20 protein-coding genes are annotated in these 26,121 nt (G+C 41.5%); 10 read left to right on the top strand and 10 right to left on the bottom strand.

Annotated elements, in window-relative coordinates; translation table 11 throughout:
• Positions 1-128 precede the first annotated feature (128 nt).
• The 3 genes from Q0788_RS12105 (at position 129) to Q0788_RS12095 (ending at position 5,220) form a co-directional block, all read left to right on the top strand.
• Positions 129-1,340 (top strand): DNA replication/repair protein RecF, encoded by a 1,212-nt coding sequence (locus Q0788_RS12105; RefSeq protein WP_298811046.1) that lies wholly within the window; start codon positions 129-131, stop codon positions 1,338-1,340.
• A 511-nt stretch (positions 1,341-1,851) separates the two neighbouring features.
• On the top strand, positions 1,852-4,467 hold the full coding sequence (gyrB, locus tag Q0788_RS12100; RefSeq protein ID WP_298811043.1) for a DNA topoisomerase (ATP-hydrolyzing) subunit B: 2,616 nt from the start codon (positions 1,852-1,854) through the stop codon (positions 4,465-4,467).
• A gap of 126 nt (positions 4,468-4,593) precedes the next feature.
• Positions 4,594-5,220, top strand: coding sequence for a manganese efflux pump MntP family protein (locus Q0788_RS12095; protein ID WP_298811042.1), 627 nt, complete (start codon positions 4,594-4,596; stop codon positions 5,218-5,220).
• A gap of 106 nt (positions 5,221-5,326) precedes the next feature.
• On the opposite strand, the gene rlmF is transcribed toward Q0788_RS12095, so the two are convergent.
• Together rlmF and Q0788_RS12085 are read right to left on the bottom strand one after the other, a co-directional pair.
• Complete coding sequence (rlmF, locus tag Q0788_RS12090; RefSeq protein WP_298811041.1) at positions 5,327-6,364, bottom strand: 23S rRNA (adenine(1618)-N(6))-methyltransferase RlmF; 1,038 nt, start codon at positions 6,362-6,364, stop codon at positions 5,327-5,329.
• Between the two features lie 87 nt (positions 6,365-6,451).
• Positions 6,452-7,207, bottom strand: coding sequence for a LysE family transporter (locus tag Q0788_RS12085; RefSeq protein ID WP_298811040.1), 756 nt, complete (start codon positions 7,205-7,207; stop codon positions 6,452-6,454).
• A gap of 238 nt (positions 7,208-7,445) precedes the next feature.
• Between Q0788_RS12085 and Q0788_RS12080 the strand changes: the two genes are divergently transcribed.
• The 3 genes from Q0788_RS12080 to Q0788_RS12070 are packed head-to-tail and all read left to right on the top strand — an operon-like array spanning position 7,446 to position 11,837.
• A complete protein-coding gene (locus Q0788_RS12080; protein ID WP_298811038.1) occupies positions 7,446-8,246 on the top strand; it encodes a crotonase/enoyl-CoA hydratase family protein in 801 nt (266 codons plus the stop codon).
• A gap of 44 nt (positions 8,247-8,290) precedes the next feature.
• Positions 8,291-10,447, top strand: coding sequence for an AAA family ATPase (locus tag Q0788_RS12075; protein ID WP_298811037.1), 2,157 nt, complete (start codon positions 8,291-8,293; stop codon positions 10,445-10,447).
• Entirely contained in the window at positions 10,428-11,837 is a 1,410-nt protein-coding gene (locus tag Q0788_RS12070) for a hypothetical protein (RefSeq protein WP_298811035.1), read from the top strand. The genes Q0788_RS12075 and Q0788_RS12070 overlap by 20 nt, the downstream gene beginning before the upstream one ends.
• Positions 11,838-12,076: 239 nt before the next feature.
• Here Q0788_RS12070 and Q0788_RS12065 read toward each other — a convergent pair whose 3' ends face one another.
• Complete coding sequence (locus Q0788_RS12065) at positions 12,077-12,895, bottom strand: hypothetical protein (RefSeq protein ID WP_298811033.1); 819 nt, start codon at positions 12,893-12,895, stop codon at positions 12,077-12,079.
• Between the two features lie 366 nt (positions 12,896-13,261).
• Between Q0788_RS12065 and Q0788_RS12060 the strand changes: the two genes are divergently transcribed.
• From Q0788_RS12060 to Q0788_RS12050, 3 genes are all read left to right on the top strand, one after another.
• Positions 13,262-14,419: a MalY/PatB family protein gene (locus Q0788_RS12060; protein WP_298811032.1), complete on the top strand. Its 1,158-nt coding sequence runs from the start codon at positions 13,262-13,264 to the stop codon at positions 14,417-14,419.
• Positions 14,420-14,640: 221 nt separating this feature from the next.
• Positions 14,641-16,251: a glutamine-hydrolyzing GMP synthase gene (guaA, locus tag Q0788_RS12055; RefSeq protein WP_298811031.1), complete on the top strand. Its 1,611-nt coding sequence runs from the start codon at positions 14,641-14,643 to the stop codon at positions 16,249-16,251.
• 276 nt (positions 16,252-16,527) lie between these two features.
• Positions 16,528-18,657 (top strand): AAA family ATPase, encoded by a 2,130-nt coding sequence (locus Q0788_RS12050; RefSeq protein ID WP_298811029.1) that lies wholly within the window; start codon positions 16,528-16,530, stop codon positions 18,655-18,657.
• A gap of 106 nt (positions 18,658-18,763) precedes the next feature.
• Here the strand turns inward: Q0788_RS12050 and Q0788_RS12045 are convergent, their stop codons facing one another.
• The 7 genes from Q0788_RS12045 to Q0788_RS12015 form a co-directional block, all read right to left on the bottom strand.
• Complete coding sequence (locus Q0788_RS12045) at positions 18,764-19,768, bottom strand: YhdH/YhfP family quinone oxidoreductase (protein WP_298811026.1); 1,005 nt, start codon at positions 19,766-19,768, stop codon at positions 18,764-18,766.
• Positions 19,769-19,959: 191 nt separating this feature from the next.
• Positions 19,960-20,937, bottom strand: coding sequence for a zinc-binding dehydrogenase (locus tag Q0788_RS12040; protein WP_298811023.1), 978 nt, complete (start codon positions 20,935-20,937; stop codon positions 19,960-19,962).
• A 402-nt stretch (positions 20,938-21,339) separates the two neighbouring features.
• Entirely contained in the window at positions 21,340-21,594 is a 255-nt protein-coding gene (locus Q0788_RS12035; RefSeq protein WP_298811021.1) for a DUF2798 domain-containing protein, read from the bottom strand.
• 288 nt (positions 21,595-21,882) lie between these two features.
• The gene (locus Q0788_RS12030; RefSeq protein ID WP_057757617.1) at positions 21,883-22,260 is read right to left on the bottom strand and encodes a DsrE family protein; all 378 of its coding nucleotides are present in this window, start codon (positions 22,258-22,260) and stop codon (positions 21,883-21,885) included.
• A 177-nt stretch (positions 22,261-22,437) separates the two neighbouring features.
• Entirely contained in the window at positions 22,438-22,989 is a 552-nt protein-coding gene (locus tag Q0788_RS12025; protein ID WP_298811015.1) for an acyl-CoA thioesterase, read from the bottom strand.
• A gap of 59 nt (positions 22,990-23,048) precedes the next feature.
• The gene (locus tag Q0788_RS12020) at positions 23,049-24,146 is read right to left on the bottom strand and encodes an alpha/beta fold hydrolase (RefSeq protein ID WP_298811012.1); all 1,098 of its coding nucleotides are present in this window, start codon (positions 24,144-24,146) and stop codon (positions 23,049-23,051) included.
• A 283-nt stretch (positions 24,147-24,429) separates the two neighbouring features.
• Positions 24,430-25,032 carry a YigZ family protein gene (locus tag Q0788_RS12015; RefSeq protein ID WP_298811009.1) on the bottom strand — a complete coding sequence of 201 codons (603 nt, stop codon included), beginning with the start codon at positions 25,030-25,032 and terminating at the stop codon, positions 24,430-24,432.
• Positions 25,033-25,229: 197 nt separating this feature from the next.
• Between Q0788_RS12015 and Q0788_RS12010 the strand changes: the two genes are divergently transcribed.
• Positions 25,230-25,934 carry a pseudouridine synthase gene (locus tag Q0788_RS12010; protein WP_298811005.1) on the top strand — a complete coding sequence of 235 codons (705 nt, stop codon included), beginning with the start codon at positions 25,230-25,232 and terminating at the stop codon, positions 25,932-25,934.
• Positions 25,935-26,121: the final 187 nt, after the last annotated feature.

Below are 26,121 nucleotides of genomic sequence, written 5' to 3'. Positions count from 1 at the left end.
TTTAGAAACAAACAAAATTGAATAGAAATAGTACGTTTCAAAGAGCTTTATTTTCAGTACTATATATTGGTTTTTAATAAACTTTTGCCTGCTAAGTAAGCAGGCTTTAATAGGCGGCTATCGATACTATGATTGAACGTCTACAAATATCCTATCTTAGAAACCTTACTCAAATTAGTCTAGAGCCTGCTGCTTGCAACATTATTATCGGTGCAAATGGTAGTGGTAAAACCTCGTTGCTCGAAGCTATATTCTTGTTATCAAGAGGTAAGAGCTTTCGCCATCACCAGCCAAAACGTTATATCCAGCATCATCAGAATAATACAACTGTTCATGCCAAGCTCAATGATAGTCGTACTTTAGCTATTCAAAAGCAAGCAGATGCTACGACTATCCTACGTCTCGATCAAACCACTGTTTACAACCAAAGTATCTTAACAGAGCAGCTACCTACGTTACTGATAGATCCATCGACAATGGATATGTTGGAGCAGGGAAGTGCGAGCCGTCGACAGCTGCTAGATTGGTTGGTGTTTCACATGAAACAAGGGTTTCACCCACAATGGATGGCTTATCAACGTCTCCTAAAACAGCGCAATAGTTTACTAAAAAGTACTCGTCATTTAACCCAAGTACAGCTTGCTGAGCTGAAATCATGGGATAAAGGGTTGAGCAACCATGCTGCTTTGATTCATCATTATCGAGAGCAAGTATTTATTGAATGGCAACCTTATTTTGCCAAGAGTATCGTACAGCTATTGCCCTCTTATGCTGAGCAACTGAGCCTAAGCTATAACGCTGGTTATGACACCAGTGTCGCGCTAGATGTGCAGCTTAGTGAGCGGTTGGAGCAGGATTTGCAATTGGGATATACCCGTATAGGCAATCATCGTGCTGATATTCATGTGCATTGGCGTTCTGATGAGTCTGTAAACGATCAAACGACAGATGCCGGAACAGCAGCTTCAGGACATGGTATTCAAACCAAATTACCGACTTTGAAAGAGCAAGCAGCAAACGTATTGTCTCGCGGTGAAAAGAAACTGCTTATTACTGCATTACGCCTATCGCAGCTACCACTGTTGCTAAACGATGAAGAGCGCAGTAACTCAATCAAGGATGATTTATCATCGAGAGCAACACCTGTTGTACTCCTAGATGATATCACTGCAGAATTAGATGATAGAGCTATAGAAATACTGCTATCGACCCTCGCTAAACTCCCTTGCCAAGTATTCATGACCAGTCTGACAGATGATATTTTACCTTTAGTTAATGAACTCTGGTTACAACCAAATGTGTTTCACGTGAAACAAGGAAAAATCTTATTTACTAACTAATATTTCATTCTTCTGCTTATACTTTTGATGATTACCTATCTACTTTCACCTCTCATTACTCAGTACACTAACCACTATTATCTGTCATGACAGTTACTATGTTAAGACGACCTTTCACAGACCATAAAACTCTCAGTAAACAGTGACTTAGAAGCAAAAAAATGTTAAAATAACCCTTTATTTTTATCCTGTGCTCAGCAATTTATCTGATAGCATCATAGAAAAGATTTCTATTTTTCAATTATCTATAAGTATTTGATAATTATGTATTTTATTTATCTCAATAGTTTTAACAATAGCTAGAAAAACAAAGACTATTACTAATAAGTAATTTGCTGATTTTATCTCTGTGCGGCCTTTTTTGAGGCTAACGGTGGTTAGTGGTTTAGCTGCTCATATGCACTCTAGATTATGAATAATAGACGTTAATTTTAAGATGCCATTATGTAGCGGACTGTTTATAAGTGCGCTAATCGTAAATGGCTGATTATGGCTAGATTAAGGAATGTACATGAGTGATTCATTACCTATTGACCACGAGCAATTGATAGACGACAGTACTACTGAAGCAGCTGTGCCTACGGTAGTTTCAGAAGTATTGCCTTCTGATTATAGTTCTAAAGATATTCGCGTATTGCGTGGGTTAGAGGCCGTACGTGTGCGTCCTGGTATGTATATCGGTGATACCGATGATGGCACAGGCTTGCATCATATGGTCTTTGAGGTAGTGGATAACTCTATCGATGAGGCGCTTGCTGGTCACTGTGATCAGATTGATATCGTTATTCACGAAGATGAGTCTGTCAGTGTGATGGATAATGGTCGCGGTGTGCCAGTCGATATTCATCCAGAAGAGGGTGTATCAGCAGCTCAGGTTATTATGACTGTCTTGCATGCAGGCGGTAAGTTCGATGACAATAGCTATAAAGTGTCAGGTGGCTTGCACGGTGTAGGTGTATCAGTCGTTAACGCTCTGTCTCAAAAGCTTGAGATGAATATCTGGCGCGAAGGCTATCATTATCATCAGACTTATACTGATGGCGTACCTGATAGCGATATCCAACAGATGGAAGCAACCGATCAAACAGGTACACAAATCCGCTTTTATCCTAGCAGTGATGTGTTCACCGGTACGATCTTTGAGTACGATATCTTGGCAAAACGCTTACGTGAGCTGTCATTTTTGAACTCTGGTGTGCGTATTGTTTTGACTGATGAGCGTATTGATAAGCGTCATGAGTTTGAGCATAAAGGTGGCTTGCTAGAGTTTGTTAGCTATATCAATGCTGGTAAAGACGGTATCAACGAAGTATTCCATTTTACCAGTCAACAAGATGACGGTATCAGCGTAGAAGTTGCGCTGCAGTGGACAGATACATATAACGAAAAAGTACTGTGCTTCACCAACAACATTCCGCAAAAAGATGGTGGTACTCACTTATCTGGTTTCCGTTCAGCATTGACGCGTTGCCTAAACAGTTATATGGATCGCGAAAACTTATTCAAAAAAGAGAAAGTAGCCGCAACGGGTGATGACGCTCGTGAAGGTTTAACTGCAATTGTCTCTGTAAAAGTACCAGATCCAAAATTCTCAAGTCAGACCAAAGATAAGCTGGTATCAAGCGAAGTAAAATCTGCTGTTGAATCAGCGATGCATGATAAGTTCAATGACTATCTGTTAGAGAATCCAGGTGCTGGTAAAGCTATTGCTAATAAGATTATCGATGCAGCACGTGCACGTGATGCAGCACGTAAAGCGCGTGAAATGACACGTCGCAAGACCACTTTGGATATTGCAGGTCTACCTGGTAAATTGGCTGATTGCCAAGAAAAAGATCCAGTATTATCTGAACTATATATTGTGGAGGGTGACTCTGCAGGTGGGTCAGCTAAACAGGGTCGTAGCCGTAAAACACAAGCGATTTTGCCACTAAAAGGTAAGATTCTGAACGTCGAGCGTGCTCGTTTTGATAAGATGCTATCATCTGCTGAAGTGGGTAACCTGATTACTGCATTAGGTTGTGGTATCGGTCCTGATGAGTATAATCCTGACAAAGTACGCTACCACAAAATCATCATCATGACCGATGCCGACGTTGATGGATCGCATATTCGTACCTTGTTATTAACGTTCTTCTTCCGTCAAACGCCTGAATTGATCGAGCGTGGTTATGTATATATTGCTCAGCCACCGCTATACAAAGTAAAAAAAGGTCGTCAAGAGTTATATCTAAAAGATGACGAAGCGCTTAAAGCGTATCTATTGTCTTCAACAATTGATAATACCAAGCTGCATATCAGTGCTGATGCGCCTGCGATTACTGGTCAAGCGCTTGAGACACTGCTTAATGACTATAACCAAACGCAGTTGATCAAAGCGCGTTTGCAGATTCGTTTCCCAGCGGTAATTTTGGACGCATTGACGCATACGCCAAAACTTAGCACGGATATGACTTATGATGAGTCTGCCATGCAGGATTGGAAAGTAGCAATGCAGACTAAGCTTGATCACTTCGGCAGCGATCTAAGTCCTGAGATTGAACTGGTTAACATCCATGCACCGCAGCCAAAAAATATGGATGCAGCCGCAGCAGATCTATTGGGTATGACGCCAGTAGTAGGTACTGAAGACGGCGAAGCGTCAGATAGTGAGGCTTTATCTACCAAGGCACAGTGGTTGCCACGCGTCACGGTATACGTGCATCAACTGGCACACCATTATCTGTTAGATGCCAGCTTTATCAACTCTGGTGAGTATGGCAAGTTGCTACGTCTATCAAGTGAGTGGAATACGTTGCTTGAGAGCGATGCCTTTATCCGCCGTGAAGCAAGTGCGGGCACAACGAAAGATATCCCAGTACGTGATTTCGATTACCTATGGCAACAAATGATGCTGGATGCACGTCGTGGTCTAGCTATCCAACGTTACAAAGGGCTAGGTGAGATGAACGCCGACCAGCTATGGGATACAACGATGGACCCTGAAAATCGTCGTATGCTACGCGTTACTATCGAAGATGCTATCGCCGCTGACCATATGTTTACTTGCCTAATGGGTGATCACGTTGAGCCGCGTCGTATCTTTATTGAAGAGAATGCGCTAACAGTATCGAACTTAGATATCTAAATTTGAAATTGGTTACTGACAATTTATAAAAATACCGCTTTGATATTCAAGGCGGTATTTTTGTTTCACGTGAAACTCATTTTTTAACGTTGCTATTACTTAATAATTATAATTTGTGGGAACCAAATGGTTGAAGTAATTTTACTCGCTATTGCTTTAGCGATGGATGCGTTTGCAGTGTCGATAGGGTTGGGTGCTAAGGCTCAAAAATACAGTCATCAATATGTACTGCGCTTGGCTATCTATGCTGCGCTTTACTTTGGTATCGCTCAGGGTGTCATGCCTCTTATTGGTTACTTATTAGGTGCGGCAATGTTGGGTTGGCTGGCCGCTGCTGCACCTTGGATTGGCGGTACTATATTGATTGCTCTAGGTGGGAAAATGCTTTACGAAGTGTTTACTGCTGATGAGCCAGATGATGACAGTGATGATCTGGACGTCAATGATGATGCCACTAACACTGGTAGCGACACAGTAATAGCCACGAGTAAGCATGGACATATTAATCACCGCACTATGTTTACGTTAGCAGTTGCAACCAGTATTGATGCAATGGCAGCAGGGTTTACGCTGAATTTATTGGCACTGAACGCGTGGTTAGCTTGCCTTATTATCGCTGTAGTAACCGCTATATTTGGCTGGCTCGGGGTTTATTTGGGACGTCGCTCAGGTACATGGCTAGAGGATAAAGCTGAAGCATTGGGCGGTATCGTGCTTATCGCGATTGGCCTAAAAGTGATGTTTTTTAGCTAATTTATTTAGATTTTCACTGAGTATTTATAGAAAAGCACCGCTTTGAATATCAAAACGGTGCTTTTTTGTTTCACGTGAAACTCAAATTAGTGATTTTGCTTAGTGATTACTCTTCATCATTATCAAATCGCCACGCCAGTACACGGGTACTCTTTTGACCTTGGCTCATTTCGATGATACGCATTTGAGCGACGTTTAGCTGCTTTAACAATAATTGCAATGGCTTCACGTTTTCAGATTTCGACACTAAGGTAGTGAACCAACCCACATGCTCTGCAAAGCTCTGACTTTCTTTTGCCATCTTGGTCAAAAAGGCAATCTCGCCACCTTCACTCCATAGCTCTTTGTGCTGACCGCCAAAGTTTAGGTTTTGCGCAGCGTTGCCTGATTTGGTTGAACTGCGGCTGATTTGCTCGCTTTCATTCTTACCACGATGACGCTGCAAGTTATGTTGCTTGCGGCTATTGGCTTCCATCGCTTCTTCTAATGAAGCATGAAACGGAGGGTTGCAAACCACTACGTCAAAATAATCTTGACGACCAATGATGTTCTTAAAGATAAATTTAGGCTCAGGCTGCAGCTTTACTTTGACCGCACTCTTTAGTTTTGGATTGGCTTCACAAATCAGCGCTGCGGTGTTGACTGAGATAGGGTCAATGTCACTTGCAGTAAAGCGCCAGCCATAGCTCTGACTGCCGACGATAGGATAGATCGCACTCGCACCAGTACCGATATCAAGGGCGTGAATTTCCTTACCCGTTGGCGGTGTGTTATCGGCGTTTACGTGAGTGGTTTGCGCCAGTAAATCCGCGATATAGTGAATATAATCGGCACGTCCAGGAATAGGCGGACATAGATAACCTTCAGGAATGTCCCAAAATTTAACCCCGTAATAGTTCGCCAACAGTGCTTTATTCAGCACGCGAACAGCCTGATGATCCGAGAAGTTAATCGTCGACTCACCTTTAGGATTGGTAATGGTATGCTCCGCAAGCTCAGGTAAAGCTCGAGTCAATACCGCAAAGTCATAACGACCTTGGTGCGGGTTACGTGGGTGCAGCTGACCGAGTTTCTTCGCGGTCGCAGGAGATCTGTTTCTGTGTTTACTATTTGCAGGGTTACGGGTCATGGGCTTACTTGTCATAATGTCAGGCTACGATATATGGATATAAGTAACCAGTGTAGCAGATTTCGCAGGTTGCTAATTGTTTATCCGTGCTTTATCGGTCGCTTATCGGTGACGCAATATCAAGTTAAGCCCTAATACGATCATCGCAGTACCCAATACGCGGTCGATCCAATGCTCAAATCGTTGGAAGCGTCGATGTACCGCAGGGATAGAAAGTAGCATGACGACCGTACTAAACCACGCCATCTGCAACACCATCATCCATACGCCATAAATAGCCAATTGCCAAAGCGGGATATCAGGCGACAATACAAGAGTAAATATAGCTACAAAATAGACAGGTGCTTTTGGATTAAAGACATTACAAAGGAATCCGCGACGCAACGTAGCAAAGGTCGACTCACTATTGCTATGTAATTTTTCGATAGTGGTTTCTTTTGTTGTAGATGTGGTCTGGTTAGTAAGCAAATCTTGTGAAATGTGAGTGCTTGAATCTACTTGTGGGTCTGCTTTTTCCAAAGCATGTGTTTTTTCTAAAATATGAGCTGTGTCTAAATCTGCTGGTTTTTTAGGCTTAGCTTGGATACCTTGCCAACCTAAATAGATTAGATAGCCGCCCCCCAACCATTTAATAGTAGTCAATAATGACTGCGAATGAGCAATGACAGTCGCCAGTCCTAATACAGAATAGATAATATGGACGGCAAGACCCAAGGTAATACCGAGACTACAAATCAAACCTGTGCGTCGGCCTTTTGCTAATGTCTGCTGCGAGACTAAGACAAAATCAGGGCCAGGTGAGGCCGCAGCCAATAGATGTACGCTAGTGATAAGCAAAAAACCGTGCCAAAATTCCATAAAATACTCTGAACCATATTTAGACCTGCAACATAGTTGCACTTATCGTAAATGAGGTCAACTTTTATCGATTTTTGCACTATGCGAGTCATCTCTATTGCTTGTGTTATAGAACGAGGGTGTCTATATTAAAGGTGACTTATCGCTCAATCTCTACCGATAAATTATTGAGATTCGACTATATAACCACTCATTATATGCAAAATATGCAAATAATTACTTTAACAAGGATGGAACCATGACTACGGATAGTAACGCCACAGAAAACCGCATCACTTATAACACGCAAGGCCATGTTTGCCTTGTCGGGCTAAACCGTGCCAACAAACGCAACGCCTTTGACAGTCATATGATTGCCCAACTGTCTGACGCCATGACTCGCTACGAGGCGGACGATAACTTACGCTGTGCGCTGATATTTGCGCATGGAGATCACTTTACCGCTGGGCTAGATTTGGTAGAGCTACAAGACAAGCTAAACGATGGCGTGTTTGAGTTTAGTGATGATCAAATCGACCCATGGGGTATCAGTGGAAAACTGCGTACCAAACCAGTGGTCGTCGCGGTAAAAGGTACTTGCTTCACCGTGGCTATCGAGCTGATGCTCAACAGTGATGTGGTTATCGCTAGTGATAACTGTAACTTTGCACAAATGGAAGTCCAGCGCGGCATTATGCCATTTGGTGGCGCAACGGTACGGTTTGTCGCAGCAGCAGGCTGGCAAAAAGCCATGCCATATCTACTCACTGGTAAAGCATTCGATGCGCAAACGGCTGATAGACTGAACTTAGTCAGCGAAGTAGTAGCAAATGGGTCTGAATACGAGCGTGCATTAACGCTGGCACAAGAAATCTGTAAAGCCGCACCTTTGGGTGTGAGAGGAGCATTGTCATCAGCACAAGATGCCAGTCGAAATGGGGCTGCAACGGCATTGGCCAATATCCATAGTTATCTACCGCCACTGTTTCATTCAGAAGATGCGAAAGAGGGTGTAATGGCAATGGTTGAGAGACGTGAGGCTGAATTTAAGGGGCGTTAGTTTTAGGAAAAATACTAAAAAATTATTAATTTATAGGAATAAATATGGAGCAGGTCGTCGTTAGAAGTGATGATTATAATTCTAAATCGCAAGTCACTAAGTATGAATGGTTAGAGATATTATCTAACGATAATTTTATGACCAATAACTATAAATATATGCTGAGCATCTTCTTTTTAGAACCTGAGCACAAGGCGACCTGTAAATATTTAGCTGAGAAATATAATACCTCTCCTTTTTCAATCAGTGGGTTTATCACTGGGTTTAGTAGGGCTGTTCAAGAGCATTTAAATAGGTTTGAAATAACTACTGAGGAGGGTGATAAGACCTACTGGCTAGTTACAATGCTCGGTAAGAAGGTAGCGGGTAACTTGTTTGAATGGACACTACGAAATGAGTTAGTTGAAGCAATGATGGAACTCGACTATATCAATGCCAATGCTATCAAAATAGATAGTATTGGTCATTTAGTCAGTCTTATAAACAAAGACGTTGGTAGTTTTAAAAAAGACTTTCTCATAGCTAGAAAAGAGCTGGTAGGTAATCAAAAGATCACTAACTCACAATTATTGTTTAAATATGATAGTGAAGATAGACAATGGGCGATCAATGAAGGAGCAGGCACCGAAGTTCAGTATCATATTTACTTATCAAACAATAAGATTGGTTATGGACTGGGATTCAATACGCTGTACGTCAGATTTAAAGATGAAAAGACACCGATAGAATATATCAAACCTTATATGGATGCTTTTATAGCTTTGAAAAACAGTGATGAAATAACAAAGCTTACCGATAGAAATTTTGCATTGAGTACAAGCGATGCTGACTTCCAAAATCCTGTTGAAGATGAGCACTACTTATTCGGTCGAATTATAGAATTAGACGATGCACAGCAATTGTCCTTAATTGACTATTGCAGCATCATAAGTGACTTGAAGGGAGATTTGTTTAACGCATATAAAAACGTTTTTGAGTTTGCCAACAAGCTAAATTTGAACGGAAAAATAGCCACTCAAAAAACACAGCAGTCAATAACTCACCCGCTACTTAAAGAAATTAGCGAGCTATTACTTGCTAATAAAAATCTCATACTTACAGGTGCACCAGGAACAGGTAAAACCTATTTAGCTAAAACGTTGGCTGAGGAATGGGGTGCAAAATATGAACTCATTCAGTTTCATCCATCTTATGACTATACTGACTTTGTAGAAGGCTTACGTCCTATTCAAAATGTAAACGGAGAAGTTGGTTTTGAGCTACGAGATGGAAGCTTTAAGAAGTTCTGTAAAGAAGCCCTAAAATATCAAAATAATCAACAGTTAAGTAATTTTGAAGAAGTTTACCAAAGGTTTATAGATGATATATCCGAAAGCTCTACAGACCTGACAACGCCAAGTCGCGAAAGTCCGTTTAGTATCATTGTCAATTCACGCGAAAATATCACAGCAGTTCTTTCGAGCGAAACACAGCGGCAAATCACTTTAACCAAGCCTTTAATACAAAATTATTTAGAAACAGGTAAATCATTACGCTGGAAACCGTATTTAACTTCAGTATGCGATTATATCGAAGAAAATTATGACCTCAGAATGTCTGATACGGGCGATAAAAGCAAAAAATTCATTATTATCTTGGATGAGATTAATCGTGCTGAAATCTCTAAAGTATTGGGTGAGCTGTTCTTCTCTATTGACCCTGGCTATCGAGGGGAGAGTGGTAGAGTCACTACTCAGTATGCCAATTTGCAAACGGATGAAGATGTATTTAAAGAAGGTTTTTATATACCAGATAACGTCTATATCATCGGCACTATGAATGATATCGATCGCAGTGTTGAGTCTTTTGATTTTGCTATGCGTCGCCGTTTCGCATGGAAAGAAATAAAATCAGCAGATCGACTATCTATGTGGGAAGGTCAAATTGATGATTGGGCAGAGGAAGCTAAACAACGCCTAATGGATTTAAACAAGGCTATCGAATCTGTGCAAGGATTGAATTCAGCTTATCATGTTGGCCCATCTTACTTCTTAAAGCTTGCCAACTATGATGGCGATTTTGATAAGTTATGGACATATCATTTAGAGTCGCTACTTTTTGAATATCTGCGTGGTTATCCTGATGCTGAGCAACAGATTCAAGGATTAAAAGATGCCTATAATCTACAGTTAGGGTTTGATGATGATCGTAACGACGGATAATACCTCATTAATTTTAGGCTCTAATGAGCCAAACGTTAATAAAGTTATAGATGATTTATCACTACTCGCTAGTAAAAATATTGGCGAGCTAGTGACCGCATACCCCAATTTATTGATTTTCCCCGCACATTTTGAAGATAACGAAGATGATATTGCCAGTAAGCTAATCTTTGAATTAAAGGTTAGTGAGTCTCAGACCGTTTTAGAGACAGGCAATGTCATGGGCTTTATTGGTGTAAAAGATACACAGTTGAAAATCCAGTCCCGTTTTGCTCGGGCTTCTGTTGTAGATAGTGATGACCAAGCCAATCAAGAAGAGGCTATTGAAGAAGATTATTTTCTACATTATATGCTGCAAAAAGTATTGTGTATTAATCTGTTTGATTTAAAGCACAGTCGAAATCAAACCAACTTATTTGATTTTTTAGTATATTTATTTCCTCATTTTCTTAAAAAAGCGCTCTCACAAGGCCTGTATAAAGAGTATCAAAAGCAAAGCTATAACGACAGTAGTCTCAAAGGGGCTATCAATGTCAAAGCCCATCTGCGACAGAATCTGCCATTTCGAGGCAACGTTGCCTACAGTGTGCGTGAGCATAGTTTTGATAATCCAATTTCCCAGCTCATTCGTCACGCCATAGAGCTTATCAAACAAAAACCTAATCTGAGAGATGTGTTGCATAGCGACAGCGAAACACTTGATTTCGTCAATCTGATTGTCCAACATACTCCGTCATATCATGTACGTGACCGGCATACTATTATCAATACTAACCGTAAGCCTTTTGTACATCCTTACTTTACAGAATACAGTGGCCTGCAAAAAATCTGTCTGCAAATTTTACATTATGAAGGTTTGAAATACGCTAACAATGATGATAAGGCTCACGGCATTTTGTTTGATGGAGCGTGGTTATGGGAGGAGTACCTCAACACACTACTACGTCCTATCGGATATGACCATCCCACTAATAATAACCGACAAGGTGGTATCAAGGTCTATGCTCAAAAATTTTCAGGTAATAACGTCCGTCGTTATCCTGACTTTGTGAAAGACAGTCGTATTATTTTAGACGCTAAATATAAGCGCATGAAAGATAACAAAATCGATAGAGATGACCTTAATCAAGTCCTGTCATACTTGTTTTTGTATAAAGCAGATATCGGAGGTTATATTGCCCCTACAGAAGAGGCTGACTTGGCGCTAAATATGGGATTGCTTAATGGTTTTGGTGGCAGTATCTACAAATTTAAGCTCTCCATTCCGCAAAAAGTCACAAGCTATCAAGTGTTTAAAAGAGCTATTGCTGAGAATGAAGCAAAGTTAGTTAAGAGTATTGATGAGTTATCAGGTATTCAGAGTAGTAATCAACCACTTATGATTATTTAAAATTCGTCATTATATAATATGGGTCTTAAGGTACGTTTTAGCCATGAGATAATCTCTAATGGCAGGATTAGCTCCAATTTTATAATAACTCTGATAACCACGAAATCTAACGCAGCACTTCAAAACACCATCAAGCGAACCAAACATACCATCTAAAAAAACCTCGCAATCGCGAGGTTTTTTTATTTTATCGAGTATGACTGACTACAATAGCGTCAGTGTTGACCACTCAACTATAATTATTTAGCTTTTTGGTAGTAGTCAACCATCATAGTACCCAAAGTGCCGTTGTCATCGATCGTGACGATTCTGACCGTACCTGATTGTGCTGCGGTACTCGACTGCACTTGTCCAGCGTTACCTAGGACGACTTGGTTGTCTTTGGATGCTTTCGCCTCGTTACCGATAGCGATACTGTTCATGCCGCCTGCCATAGATTTATTACCGACCGCCACCGAAGTTGCGCCTTGTGCCATAGCCGCTTCACCAACAGCGGTAGAGCGCATACCGCTTGCATTGGCTAGATGACCAAACGCTTGTGCACGTTCAGCGGTGGCTTTTGACTGCCAGCCGATAGAGGTTGAGCCTAGACCAGCAGCATTGGCTTCACCGCCTACGGCAGTGGCTGAGTTTAGACCTGCATTGGCTTTATTACCGACAGCAACCGTATCATTATTGCCACCTGCCATGGCTGCTTCACCGACAGCAGTAGAGCGCACACCGCTAGCATTGGCTAGATGACCAAAAGCTTGTGCACGTTCGGCAATGGCTTTAGATTGCCAACCGATAGAGGTTGAGCCTAGACCAGCAGCGTTAGCTTGACCGCCAACGGCAGTAGCTGAGTTTAATCCTGCATTGGCCTGACTACCGATGGCAACGGTATCATTGGTGCCGCTAGTCGTGGCAGCATTGCCAAGAGTGATAGCGGTGCTACTAGCTGCATTTGCAGTCTGATGGTCAGTTCCTGTTGCCATAGCAGTGCAAGAAGCGGTTGCGGCAATGGCAAAGGTAAGGGCACTAATCTTTAGTACTGATTTCGGTAAAAAGTCCATTTTCATTCTTCATTCCTTTTTGTTAGCCTTGATGGCTTATTAGATAGTTTGGGTAGATGTTGATAGATTATAATCATGGCAACATCAGCGCACTCTGGCACAAATAACTTTATGATAGATAGAGTCCGAAACCTTAATGTAGCATTATTTTTTAATCATTATTGAAATAATGTTCACTTTATATCTTTGAAGGTTATTTAAGCCGATAAATGGATAATTAGGGTCTAAAAGCACTTTAATTATGTGTAAAAAATCGAACACGCCTTAATCTACTACAGCAGATAGCGTAGCGTATATTTATAATATAGTGCACATATTGCGCTGTGTTTTTAACGTTCCGAACCATTATTATTCTAAATAAGAAGAGTACCAATGCAATATAACTTTGATGAAATAATCGACAGACGCGATACCGGTTCACTCAAGTGGCACTATAACGATGACACGATTGCGCTATGGGTAGCAGATATGGATTTTAAGGCTGCCACACCGATATTAAGCGCGGTTGAGCAAGTCATGCAGCATGGCATCTTGGGTTATACCAAACCTACTGACGCTTTATATAACTCGATTATTAACTGGCATGGTAAGCGTTATGACTTGCGGTTAGAGAAGCAGAATATCTTGTTTTCCCCTGGTGTCGTGCCAAGCCTAGCGCTGATGATGAATGTCTTTACCAAGGTAGGCGAGGCGGTAATGGTCAACGATCCTATCTATACGCCTTTTATGAGCAAGGTTGAGCAAAATGGCCGCAAGCTTGTGCTCTCTGCATTAAAGGAAGTTGAAGGTAAATATCATTTAAATTTGGCTGATATCGAAGCCAAAATCATTGAGCATGAGGTTAAGCTTTATCTACTGTGCAATCCGCATAATCCTGGCGGGCGTGTATGGACGAAGGACGAGCTGGAAGCGCTACTTACGATTTGCAAAAAGCACAATGTGGCGATTGTGAGTGATGAAATTCATCAAGATTTAACCTTGACTGGTCATACGTTTACGCCATTTCTGACACTTGCAGAAGGCTATGAGCACAACGTAGTTAGCCTGACATCAATGACCAAAACCTTTAACATCGCTGGTATCAAAGGCTCGATGATATTTGCTAAAGATAAAGCGCTAATCAAAAAAATCAGTCAGCAGCAGCAATTAAATGATGAGTACGAGCTGAACCTATTTGCGTATACAGCCATGCGTAGTGCTTACGAGCACGGCGGTGAGTGGCTAGAGCAGGCGCTTAGTTATATCGAAGCCAATATTGAATTGACCGTGCAGTTTTTAAATGAGCATTTGCCTGATATTAAAATCATGCGCCCAGAAGCATCGTACTTAATGTGGCTAGATTGCTCAGCATATAGCCAAGACGATCAGGTGCTGTATGATGCACTTAGAGCTGCTAGAGTTGAGCTAAATGCTGGTATTAAATATGGCGAGGAAGGACATTTAAAAATGCGTTTAAATGTGGCCTGTCCTAAAGCAATATTGAGGGAAGGTTTGAATCGTATGCACTCAGCTTTGAGTGATATTACGTAGTAGACCTAGCAAATGACTGATAAACAGAGAGGAAGATAGTTTCCTCATAATTGGGTTTGCTGTCTACTCTTTGCTTATTTTTATCCTTACTTAGAGAGTAATTATTCAAATTGAGGGTATGCGCGAATAATAATCGCGAATAATTAACCATCTAATAGCCAATAGAGTGCGTAAACTTGTTAAAATAGGGCACCAATTTATCTATTGATGGATATCGATTTATGACCACTGCTGCTGCCACTCCTGCAATCAAAGAAGATCGCATCTTAATCCTCGATTTTGGCTCGCAATATAGCCAGTTAATCGCCCGCCGTGTGCGCGATTCTGGGGTGTTTTGTGAGATGTTCCCTTATGATATCGACACTCAGCGCATCATCGATTTTGGCGCAAAAGGCGTCATTTTGTCAGGTGGCCCTGAGAGCGTCCACGCAGAAAACAGCCCACGTATCAACGATGCGGTGTTTGATCTAGGCGTGCCAGTACTAGGTATCTGCTACGGTATGCAAGCAATGGCAGATCGTTTCGGCGGGCAAGTTCATGCCAGTGATATTCATGAGTTTGGTGCGGCGACTATCGAAGTAAATGGTCACTCGCAGCTGACTGACGGTATCGAAGACAGCAAGACTGACGGTGTGACTGCCAAACTAAACGTTTGGATGAGTCATGGTGACAAGGTTATCGAAGTACCTGAAGGCTTTGACATCATCGCTAGCACGCCAAGCTGTCCAATCGCGATTATGGCCAATGATGATAAGCAATACTACGGCCTACAGTTCCACCCAGAAGTGACGCATACGCTACAAGGTCAAGAGCTGCTTGGTCGTTTCGTTCATCAAATCTGTGAGTGTGCAGGTGAGTGGACGCCAGACAATATCGCTGATATGCGTATCGCACAGTTAAAAGAACAAATCGGTGATAAGCAAGTATTGCTCGGTCTATCGGGCGGTGTGGACAGTTCAGTCGTTGCCGCGCTATTGCACAAAGCAATCGGTGATCAACTGACTTGTGTGTTCGTCGATAACGGTCTATTGCGTCTGCACGAAGGCGACCAAGTGATGCAAATCTTTGCAGAAAACATGGGCGTAAAAGTCATCCGTGTTGATGCAGAAGACTTGTTCTTAAATGCACTAGCTGGCGAGTCTGATCCAGAGAAAAAACGTAAAATCATCGGTAAAACGTTCATCGACGTATTCGCTGATAGTGCGCGTCAAGTGAGTGAGCAAAGCGATGGTAAAGTCGTTGAGTTCTTGGCACAGGGTACGATTTATCCAGACGTTATCGAATCTGCTAAGTCGCATCAAGGCAAAGCACACGTGATTAAGAGCCACCATAATGTTGGCGGTTTGCCAGATGATTTGGCATTTAAACTGATTGAGCCGTTACGTGATTTGTTCAAAGACGAAGTGCGCAAGCTTGGTATTACCTTGGGTCTGCCAGCCAAAATGATCTATCGTCATCCGTTCCCAGGTCCAGGTTTGGGCGTACGTATCCTTGGCGAAGTCAAAAAAGAATATGCTGATATCCTGCGTTTGGCTGATGCAATCTTTATGCAAGAGCTTGAGCGCTCAGGCTGGTATGACAAGACGGCACAAGCATTTGCGGTATTCCAACCAATCAAATCTGTCGGCGTGGTCGGTGATGGCCGCCGCTATGCGTGGGTAATCGCGCTACGTGCAGTTGAGACTGTAGACTTTATGACGGCTCGCTTTGCGCATCTGCCGTATGATTTGATCGAGACTGTATCGAATCGCATTATGAATGAAATCGCTGAAGTATCACGCGTGACTTATGATGTGTCGAGCAAGCCACCTGCAACTATTGAATGGGAATAAATTTTAATCAGAGCAAACTAAAAACCTGATTAGCGTCGTCAAACTCGTTCAGCCTACTTAATGTAGTGCTATCACTCGTTTTCCTCGCTACTCAAATTTTTTGAATTGATATACAGCTTATCGTAAATAAAAAAGCACTCAACTTGGTTGGGTGTTTTTTTTGGTCAAAATAAGTTGGTTCGAATGACAGTTTTAATCATAATTATAGTATTCTGTGATTGTAGTTCAAATAACATCTAAATATAAAATCAATTTGTTAGAGATGAGAGAATAGTTATGAGGACAGTTTTAAAAAGGTTCAAGGTTAAAAACTTTCGCTCTATTGAAGAAAGTGATTGGGTTTATTTAGGTGATAATACTTGTCTGGTAGGTACAAATGAGGCTGGAAAAACAAATCTGTTAGTAGCTCTGTGGAAATTGAGACCTGCTAATAGTGAGCCGATAGTTCCTCTAGATGATTTTCCAAGACATCTCTATAGCCAATATAAAGCTGACAATCATTCTAATGATGTTTTTATTTTGGCTGACTTTATCTTGGCTGATGATTTACAAGAAGAGCTAGCCACGGATTTGAGATGCGACAAAGAGCAGATCCAAACAGTACTGGTTCAGCGAAAATATGATGGCGGTTACTATATAAGCTTTCCCTATACAGAAATCGGAAGCTTCAGCCCTTCTAGATTTAGTACTTTATTAGAAAAGTTCAATAAGAAAATCAACTCTTATGAGCATTTTATGAAAGAAGATGATGAACTGAAAACTTCAGTCCAAAATTTCATAGATAATCAAATCGAAAATTTTAGTAAGAAAGAATCAGTTTTTTATGAAGATGTTGACAACTTTAAAATGGATATTATTGAGCATAAAAAAATATTTGGTAGAAAGAAGAATTTGCCTGACTTTTTTGATGGCAACCTTTTACATCCCTTAGAGTTTTTTTTAAATGCTTTCAAAGGAAATCCTATTGATACAACACCTGAGATAAGAAAAAAGGTTTTAGCTAGCTTACCAAACTTTGTCTATTATTCAGATTATGGGAATTTAGATAGTGAGATATTTCTACCACGAGTAATTGAAGATAACGATAGAAATGATTTAACAGAATCTGCTAGAGCTAAAGCAAGAACCTTAGATGTGCTTTTCAAATACGTGAATCTCTCACCACAAGAAATATATGAATTAGGAAACGATAGAAAGGTCATAATAAAAACACTTGATAGTTATAATCGTGAAAAGAGTGTTGAAGAGCAAGAGTTAACAGAAGAAGAGGTTCAGAACTGGGCTGATAAAAAGAGAGAAAGAGGGGTACTACTAAGATCAGCTGCAGCTCAGCTGACTAAAAGCTTTAAAGAATGGTGGTTACAAGGAGATTACAAGTTTGAATTTGAAGCAGATGGTCATCATTTTAGAATAAATGTATCTGACAGTTTAAGACCTGAAGCTATAGAACTTGAAGGTAGAAGTAGAGGGCTACAGTGGTTTTTTAGTTTTTTTCTAGTATTTCTGGTAGAGACTAAAGGGTCACATAACAACACGGTTTTACTACTTGATGAGCCAGGTTTATCTTTGCATCCTATTGCACAGTATGATTTAGCAAAGTTTTTTCGGAAATTATCTGAAGATAATCAACTGGTATATACGTCGCATTCTCCATTTCTCGTAGATATGGATAATTTAGCGAATGTAAAAGCAGTTTACGTGAACAAGCAGACTGGTCGGACTGAAGTTTCGGCTGATTTAAGATACGATAAAAAAGATGCGGAGAAATCTATATATCCAGTACATGCAGCGCTCGGCTTAACTGTTTCAGATACTTTATTATTAGGATGTTTACCTGTCCTAGTAGAAGGTGCAAGTGATCAAATATATCTAAACCTAATAAAAAGATATTTAATCGCAGAAGGAAAGCTACGACATTCTAAAGAGTTAGTATTTGTTCCTACTGGTGGGATAAGAGGTGTAAAGCCTATCTCTAGTCTTGTATCTGCAAGAGATTCCACCCTACCTTTTGTGTTTATTGATTCGGATAAATCTGGTAAAGACTTTAAAAACAAATTAATAAGTAGTGAATATAATAAACATAAAGATAAGGTGCTTGAAGTATCTGACTTCCTAGGAGAAGCACAATACGAAATTGAAGACTTAATTCCTGTAGATGATATTACAAGAGAAGTTGATAGAATGTATCGTATGAGTGATGTTCTATTTGAAGATATTTATCAAAGAAATGAGCCTATTATCAATCAAATAGAAGCTTGGGCAAAAAAGAACTCAATTGATTTAGAAAAAGGCTGGAAAGTAGAACTTGCTAGAAACGTACAGAATAGGTTTGATAAGATTTTTTCGAATGTTAACGAATCTCTAGTTAAAAGCTGGATAAATCTGTTCAATAGATTTATAAGTTAGTATTAACTATACTGAGAAATTAATTTTTGATTATACTTAAGAAAGAAAGCAGCACCTCAAAAGAGATGCTGCCTTTTTTATAATTTTTAACTACTAAGTCAAAAACCTAACCCTTCACATTCACCACATAACGCCCAACCACCTTGCTAGACATAAAGCGATCTAGGTATTCTGGCGTTTGCTCTAACGTAATCTCTTCACCATAGCTCTCAAGATTAGGCAGTTTCATATCAGTGGCAACACGTTTCCAAATGGCTTCCTTGTCAGCCAGTGGGATATAGACCGAATCGATACCCAATAATGATACTGCTCTAGTGATAAATGGCATGACCGTCATCGAAAACTCAGCGCCACCTGCTAGACCACAGCTCGTCACCGCGCCGCCCGCTTTGGTTTGTTTGAGTAAGTTAGATAGGTAGTCGCCACCGATGGTATCAATAGCGTTTGCCCATAGCTCACGGCCGACAGGTTTATTACCGATTTCATTGATGGTATCGCGATGACGTACTTCGTTCGCGCCAAGCTCTTTTAAGTGCTCGCTTTGCTCTGGCTTACCTGAGAACGCAATCACCTCATAGCCGAGCTGCTTTAAGATAGCGATACTGATCGTACCTACGCCGCCTGTTGCACCTGTTACAGCAACTGGGCCATCACTTGGTTTTGCGCCCATTTTCTCTAGCTTTTGCACACTTAGTGCTGCGGTTAGGCCGCCAGTACCATAGGTCATTGCTTCTTTTAGCGTCAGCGTTTCTGGGCAAGGTAGCGCCCACTCTGCGGGGATTGAGATCATTTGACCGAGACCACCATCCGTATCCATACCAAGATCATAGCCGAATACTAATACTTCTTGTCCTGCGCTAAACGTGCCTGACTTATCACTGACGACCACGCCAGCTGCGTCGATACCTGGGGTATGCGGGTACTGTTTGGTGATTCGTTTATTACCAGTGGCCGACATCGCATCTTTAAAGTTTAATGATGAATAATGCACTTCGATGAGCAAGTCATTCTCCGGTAAGTCACTGACTTTACGCTCTTGAATACTTTTTTTGAATTCACCATTACTGGTTTCTTCGACGACTAAGGCTTTAAATGTTGTATCGTTTGACATGGTTATATCCTTATTAAATATTATTATTTGAGTTGATGAGTAATTGCTTATGTATATGTCTGCATTAGAATTACCATAACAACAGTACGGTTAAAATAAAAAAGCCCATAGTATTATCTAACGAGTAATACAAATGGACTTTTCATATTTATGATGCCTTCAATGACAATCAATACAAGGTAGAGTTTCGCTTAAGGCTTTAGGATAACTTTGCCTTTTTTACTTGATTGTACTTTTCCAGACACTGCGGTTGCGATATCGTCCAGACTATAGACGGCTTCGATCGGTAGCTTTAAATCGCCATTCGATGCGCGTTCTAGCAACTCAGTGATCAGACGTTGTTTATTGTCTAGATCCATTTCTTGGCTGGTTTTGCTACCCCAGAACCCTTTTACAACGGCTTGCTTAAAGATTAAGCTACCAGCGTCTAATGCCATTGGCTTGCCTGACATGATACCAAATGAGACCAGCGTGCCTTTGCTGCCAAGTAATGATAGTAGCTCGTTGCTCGATTCACCACCAACTGAATCGACGGCTGCTGTAATTTTGTCATCACTAATGATAGCGCGAACTTGGTCTTTCCAGTCATCATCAGCGGTGACGACATTGTTTTTAATACCGAGCGAGGTCAGCTCTGCTATCGCGTCTTTACTACGTACGAGGTTAATCGTATTTACACCGCGTGCTGCTGCTAGCATCGCAAGGGTTTTACCGACAGCGCCATTCGCCGCGTTATGAATAATCCATTGACCACTATCTACTTCCAAGAATTCTAATAGCATTAGGGCAGACAGCGGCATAGCAATCAGTTGGGCAGCCAACTCATCTTCAATACTATCAGGCATGTTAAATACCATGCTGGCAGGGGCGACAAAATACTCTGCCCACGTCTCGTGTACACTAGCGCACGCCACACGTTGGCCGACGCTTAGGTCTGTGACGTCATCACCCACAGCATCGATAATACCTAGCGCCTCACTACCACCGATGGCTGGCATCTCAGGCTTATAGCCGTATTGACCACTTACGGTCAGCAAGTCATGGTTATGAATAGGGGAGAGAATGGTTTTGATACGGACTTCGTTGGCAGCAGGCTGGGGCATGGGGCTGTCGCCAACGCTCAATACGTCAGAAGGTTTGCCAAAGCTGTTATGAATAGCACTACGCATGATGATTTCCTTTATATATTTATGATTTAATTTATGTATAAGTGTATGAATAACCGACTATAAACATCATGTCATTGAGATCACTCATCGATGTATTTTTTCTTCTAGTAGAAACGATACCATGATAATGATGCTTATAGGTTATCGGCTAACAAAGACACTATACTTAAAAATAGACTGGTCGTCTAGGAGTTGGATACATTTGCGCTAACGGGATGTTGTTATAGAAAGCTTGGCTTACATCAGTAATATTTTCTAGCGTTAGATAGTCAATCGCATATATATGGAATACGGCATTAGGCCAGTTCAGTCTATTCTCTATAGAACCTTGACTTGCTTGCCCTATATCTAAACTATCTTATAACGACGATGACTCAGAATTATGATAGCTATCGATACTGTTTAATAAAACTCTATTCTACTCAGTACATGCTCTTGTACTAGATAGGCGCAGATGTATGCACTTGGCCATGCAAACATAAAGGCCAATCCCCAAGAGTGCATCAACTCCATAAAAAATCCTTCGATAAAGCCTTGTTTGACTACCAACAGGGCTGTTGAGATAATCAGTGACATCATCATTGCCATCAGGCCTGTAAAGATAAGGCGATAATATTTGCGGCGCGTACGTATTCTGATAGTGGGGAAGTTGGCCATAGTATTCGGTTGTCCTACATAGTGTTAGCTATGCCCAGCCTATGATGCGGGCATACATTGTAAATATAATAGTCAGATAATGAGCAGTCACGATAGATAGGGTGTGTACTACCAGTGTTCATCATACTCTGTGAAATAGAGCGGGTAAAATCGTTATTATTAATGGTAGGGTTTGCGATATGTTATCAGCAAGTACCCTGCCAATCTAAACGAAAAAAGAAACACCAGAATATCTGATGTTTCTTTACTATCTAGTAGAATTATACAAATGAATCATTCACGAGCATCTTAATTCAACTGCAACGACCCTTTCGCATTCATAAGTAGCTCAACCACATCATCACCGCTAATCACTTCAAAACGCTTATCGATATCTGACTCTTCTACGCCGTTGTGTTTCATACAAGCGCCGCAGACCAATACTTGGCCACCTTTTTCAATAAAGGTCTCTAGTAACTCACCAGCTGGCTCAAACGGATCGCCGATATCTACATTGTCTAGCGCGTTTGGTTTTGCCAGATGCACCGCATCCACCATTAATATCACAGTAGCAGAATGGCCTTTTTTTAGTGCCACGCCTGCCATGGTAAACGCTAAAGTAATTTTGCTTGGGTTTGATTCGCTATTATCAAATAACGTGCCGACATAATCTGTTGTATTAGCCATATTATTCTCCTTATAAGACTATATTTGTTTTGTCTGAGTATATACTCACTACTATCCTAACATTTATTATATGTATTTATATAATGAGTTGTTATGAAATAGTAGCTATAAGGTTGCTTGCTTGTACTATCTGTTAAATAAGTTAAAAGTAATGGATTTCTAGCTTATAAAGTTAAGTTAGTCAGCTGTATCGACAGGCGGCCACGGTCGATCAGCATCACTTTTGATCCACTCAGCCACGTAACCCGTTGGCGGTAGATCCCAGTCAGATTGGCCAAGTGCAGCCAATACTTGTGCCGTGTCAATCACTCTACCACCCTTGGTCACACCAGTACGCAGTAGTCCAGATGAGCAAGGCTGTCCTTTGACCCACATTGATTGCTCTATATACAACCAGCGCGCGTCGATACCGACGATTTTGGTCTTGAGCGTGACTTTTTGAAAGGCGCGAATACGCTTGCGGTATTGAATAGTGCTGCCAGCGATGACCAAACCCCAGCGTTGTTTTAACAACTGCTTGCCAAGACCAGTCCGTACTGCAAAGTCCATACGACCCAAATCATAAAGCGTAAATACGCGGCCGTTATTCATCTCCAAAAAATTATCTATATCGGATAAGCGGCAGCGAAACTGAATCTCACTGGTGTCCTTAAACGTCAGTGTGTTGCCCTTTTTTGCTTTTAAGGCAGCATGAGCAATGGTGCTAGCATAACGGATAAATGGGTACATAAAACACTCTCAAAAGGTTATAAACGTTGGCATTATTATTTTGTCATTGATGACAGTGATTATTTATTGTCAGAGCCCACATCCTGAGAAGACTCGCTAATAGAAGCCACACCAATCCAATTAAAATAAGCGCTGACCGTCTCAGGTATCCAGTTAATATCGAATTTTGAAGTCTTGGACTCTTTATTATTACTGACAGACGATTTGCTTTTGGAATGACCATTGTCTGAGCGATAGCGCAGATAACCGATGTGTCCACCGTGCTCAGTATCTAAGATGGTGACACTCTCAGAGACATCATTTGGGGTAGCAGTAAAGCCGATGAAAGGATCATCTTTTGCACTGATTAATAGCAGAGGGTGAGTGACGTTGCGCAAATACGGCATGGCGGATGCAGTATGGTAATAGTCGTTTTTGGAGCGATATCCGTGACGTGGCGCAGTAAAAATATCATCAAAATCACTGATACGATTGGCAGCTTTGATAGAATTGATTTCATCCTGCGTGAGATCGTTCGCCAATGCTTTTTTGATAATTGGGTTAAGCAGATAAGGCGTATAGATACGATGACTCAAGAAGCTGTGCATAGTAATGGCAGCTGAAGACATATCGACTGGCGCGGAGATAACAACGGCACCTTTACAAAGGACTTTGTCCTCATATTCGCCCATGTATTTGGCCAGTGCATTGCCACCTAATGAGACGCCAACTGCGTAGATATTGGCATACTGCTCTCGCAAATTCTGTAGTGCATGATGCACCTCGTCAGTGTCGCCTGCATTATAGAACACCGTGCCACTAGCAGGAATACCACCGCAACTACGGAAATGCGCCACCACAAAATGCCAGCCTTGCGCGTGCATTTGGTACGCCAGTGCGCGAGCGTAATGACTGTCACTACTGCCTTCCATGCCGTGGAAGAGGACAATCAATGGGGTTTGCTCAAGTTCGCCATCTTTTGATGCTTCTATAGGGTGCGCATCATAGAAGTCATAGGCAATATCGCTCTCGTCCAGTGAGTCTTTTTCGACCACACGGCGGTAGGTCGGTGCCTTTGGCGCGAAAAACTTAGGCAAGATGCTTTGCAAGTGTGGATTGGTTAGCCAAAAGGGCGGCTTAAAAGGGGCTGGAGAAAAAGGTTTGGTTGAAGTTGACATATTTTGGTCTTATTTAATGATCGTGGAAAAACAAATAGAGTAGTGTGATAAAGGTTTTTTTATCATAACGCCAGTACCTGTGAAAACCAATAATTTTCAGTGAACGCATGATTACTGGAAACAGTTACTGAAAACCGCTACTGGAAATTGGCTACTGAAAGCAATTACTGAGAAGTAGCTGCTAAAAAGTATTTACCAAGAAGCAATTATTGAAAAATCTGACAAATAAGCATATTGAAAAGAGAACTATCTAAAACGGTCGATGAGAGTAGTTAGTTAGATTTTAATCCTCTGAATTGTCCAATACTCGACCATCCATTGCTAAACGCGCTTTTAAATTTTCGACATCTGCTTCAGCAAGTGTGGCGGTTAAGGTCACTTGTTTGCTATAGGAGACATCGTCGATATGACCGCCAAGGCTCTCTATCATATAGCGGCATTGCGCTTCAGTCGCAAACTCTGCCAGTATCTGAATCTGGGTCATCGGTACATAAGGGTTTAGTATCATCTCGTCGACGGCCGCTTGGGCAGAGCCTGCATAAGCACGCGTCAGACCGCCAGCACCCAATTTGATACCACCGAAATAACGCACCACGATGACAATTACGTTGCCGATCGACTTATGCTGCAATACATTCAATATCGGTCGACCCGCTGTACCGCTTGGCTCACCATCATCATCGAAACCAGCACTGGTGGTATTATCTGGATCACCGATAATATATGCCCAGCAGAAATGGCGGGCATCGGGATATTGCTCTCGTAGTTGTTCCACGTGAAACATTGCTTGCTCGCGAGAAGTCACCGGATAGGCGTAAGCGATAAACTCAGATTTTTTAATTTCGAGTCGCGTGGTAACGGCACGTTTTAGCGTTTGATAGCTCATATTTCATCAGGCTTAGGTTGGATATGTTAAACTGGTCTGACTTTCACTGGCTTTTGTATTGAGTACAGTGTTCATTTAATTTTTCATTATAGTACCATTTCTAACCATCGAAGATAACGAGCCGCTCACGGCTGAGTGCTGGCGTCGTTAGTTTCTGATTTAGGGCTGGTATAATAAAACCGATGGTAGTAAATAGTATGCGTTTAGATAAATTCATTAGTAAAGCCACCGAGCTGTCGCGTAAAGAGTCAAAAAAGATCATGCACGCCGGCGAAATCACTGTAAACGATCAAGTGGTTAAAGATCCTGGCCTACATGTCGATGTCGTCAATGATGATGTGATGTGGGCGGGCGAGCCATTATCGGTCGCTGCTGGCAATCGCTATATCTTGTTATATAAGCCTGAAGGTTTCGAATGCACGTTAAAAGTTAAAGAGTATCCAATCGTCACCGAACTGATTGCTGTACCAGAATTGGGTAGCTTGCGTATCGCTGGACGTCTCGATGTCGATACCACTGGTGCGTTGCTGATGAGTGATGATGGTGGCTGGCTACATCGTGTCACCAGTCCTAAGCACGAGCATGCAAAGGTGTATGAGCTGACTTTGGCAGATGCAATGGATAATGATGCACAAGAAAAAGCCGTTAAGAAAGTGGCTGAAGGCATCTTGCTTGAAGGTGATTATGAGCCAACCAAGCCTGCTGTTCTTGAGTTCATTGATGAAAAACATGCACGTCTGACGTTAGAGCAGGGCAAATACCATCAGGTCAAACGTATGATGGGCTACTTTGGTAATCGAGTAACTGAGCTGCACCGCGCCAGTATCGGTCACATCAATCTAGAAGGTCTAGAAAAAGGCGATAGCCGTTTCTTAACGCCAGAAGAAGTTGCCAAGTTTTAATAAATGAGCACTAAAACTATTAAGCTTTGGCCTTAGTATTTGCCTTGAAACTATCGTTTTGAACCCATTAGCAGCCGCTACCCAGTGTGCTGCTTTTTGCGGTCTGCTATATAGTATTTATGTCTATTATCTAGCTGTGTTGCCTATCTCTTAAAGCTAAGTAGCAGTTTTGCGACATTAGCCATTT

This window comes from uncultured Psychrobacter sp. (genome assembly GCF_947500265.1).
GTDB lineage: Bacteria > Pseudomonadota > Gammaproteobacteria > Pseudomonadales > Moraxellaceae > Psychrobacter.
This window is presented reverse-complemented; position numbering and strand designations above follow the sequence as displayed.

Excerpts from the sequence above, each read along its gene's own strand:
- Q0788_RS12025 (WP_298811015.1), bottom strand. The coding sequence starts at position 22,989 with ATGTACCCATTTATCCGTTATGCTAGCACCATTGCTCATGCTGCCTTA.
- gyrB (WP_298811043.1), top strand. The coding sequence starts at position 1,852 with ATGAGTGATTCATTACCTATTGACCACGAGCAATTGATAGACGACAGT.
- Q0788_RS12105 (WP_298811046.1), top strand. The coding sequence starts at position 129 with ATGATTGAACGTCTACAAATATCCTATCTTAGAAACCTTACTCAAATT.
- Q0788_RS12010 (WP_298811005.1), top strand. The coding sequence starts at position 25,230 with ATGCGTTTAGATAAATTCATTAGTAAAGCCACCGAGCTGTCGCGTAAA.
- Q0788_RS12045 (WP_298811026.1), bottom strand. The coding sequence starts at position 19,768 with ATGTCAAACGATACAACATTTAAAGCCTTAGTCGTCGAAGAAACCAGT.
- Q0788_RS12015 (WP_298811009.1), bottom strand. The coding sequence starts at position 25,032 with ATGAGCTATCAAACGCTAAAACGTGCCGTTACCACGCGACTCGAAATT.
- Q0788_RS12020 (WP_298811012.1), bottom strand. The coding sequence starts at position 24,146 with ATGTCAACTTCAACCAAACCTTTTTCTCCAGCCCCTTTTAAGCCGCCC.
- Q0788_RS12030 (WP_057757617.1), bottom strand. The coding sequence starts at position 22,260 with ATGGCTAATACAACAGATTATGTCGGCACGTTATTTGATAATAGCGAA.
- Q0788_RS12080 (WP_298811038.1), top strand. The coding sequence starts at position 7,446 with ATGACTACGGATAGTAACGCCACAGAAAACCGCATCACTTATAACACG.
- Q0788_RS12095 (WP_298811042.1), top strand. The coding sequence starts at position 4,594 with ATGGTTGAAGTAATTTTACTCGCTATTGCTTTAGCGATGGATGCGTTT.
- Q0788_RS12035 (WP_298811021.1), bottom strand. The coding sequence starts at position 21,594 with ATGGCCAACTTCCCCACTATCAGAATACGTACGCGCCGCAAATATTAT.
- rlmF (WP_298811041.1), bottom strand. The coding sequence starts at position 6,364 with ATGACAAGTAAGCCCATGACCCGTAACCCTGCAAATAGTAAACACAGA.
- Q0788_RS12060 (WP_298811032.1), top strand. The coding sequence starts at position 13,262 with ATGCAATATAACTTTGATGAAATAATCGACAGACGCGATACCGGTTCA.
- Q0788_RS12070 (WP_298811035.1), top strand. The coding sequence starts at position 10,428 with ATGATCGTAACGACGGATAATACCTCATTAATTTTAGGCTCTAATGAG.
- Q0788_RS12085 (WP_298811040.1), bottom strand. The coding sequence starts at position 7,207 with ATGGAATTTTGGCACGGTTTTTTGCTTATCACTAGCGTACATCTATTG.
- Q0788_RS12050 (WP_298811029.1), top strand. The coding sequence starts at position 16,528 with ATGAGGACAGTTTTAAAAAGGTTCAAGGTTAAAAACTTTCGCTCTATT.
- Q0788_RS12065 (WP_298811033.1), bottom strand. The coding sequence starts at position 12,895 with ATGAAAATGGACTTTTTACCGAAATCAGTACTAAAGATTAGTGCCCTT.
- Q0788_RS12075 (WP_298811037.1), top strand. The coding sequence starts at position 8,291 with ATGGAGCAGGTCGTCGTTAGAAGTGATGATTATAATTCTAAATCGCAA.
- guaA (WP_298811031.1), top strand. The coding sequence starts at position 14,641 with ATGACCACTGCTGCTGCCACTCCTGCAATCAAAGAAGATCGCATCTTA.
- Q0788_RS12040 (WP_298811023.1), bottom strand. The coding sequence starts at position 20,937 with ATGCGTAGTGCTATTCATAACAGCTTTGGCAAACCTTCTGACGTATTG.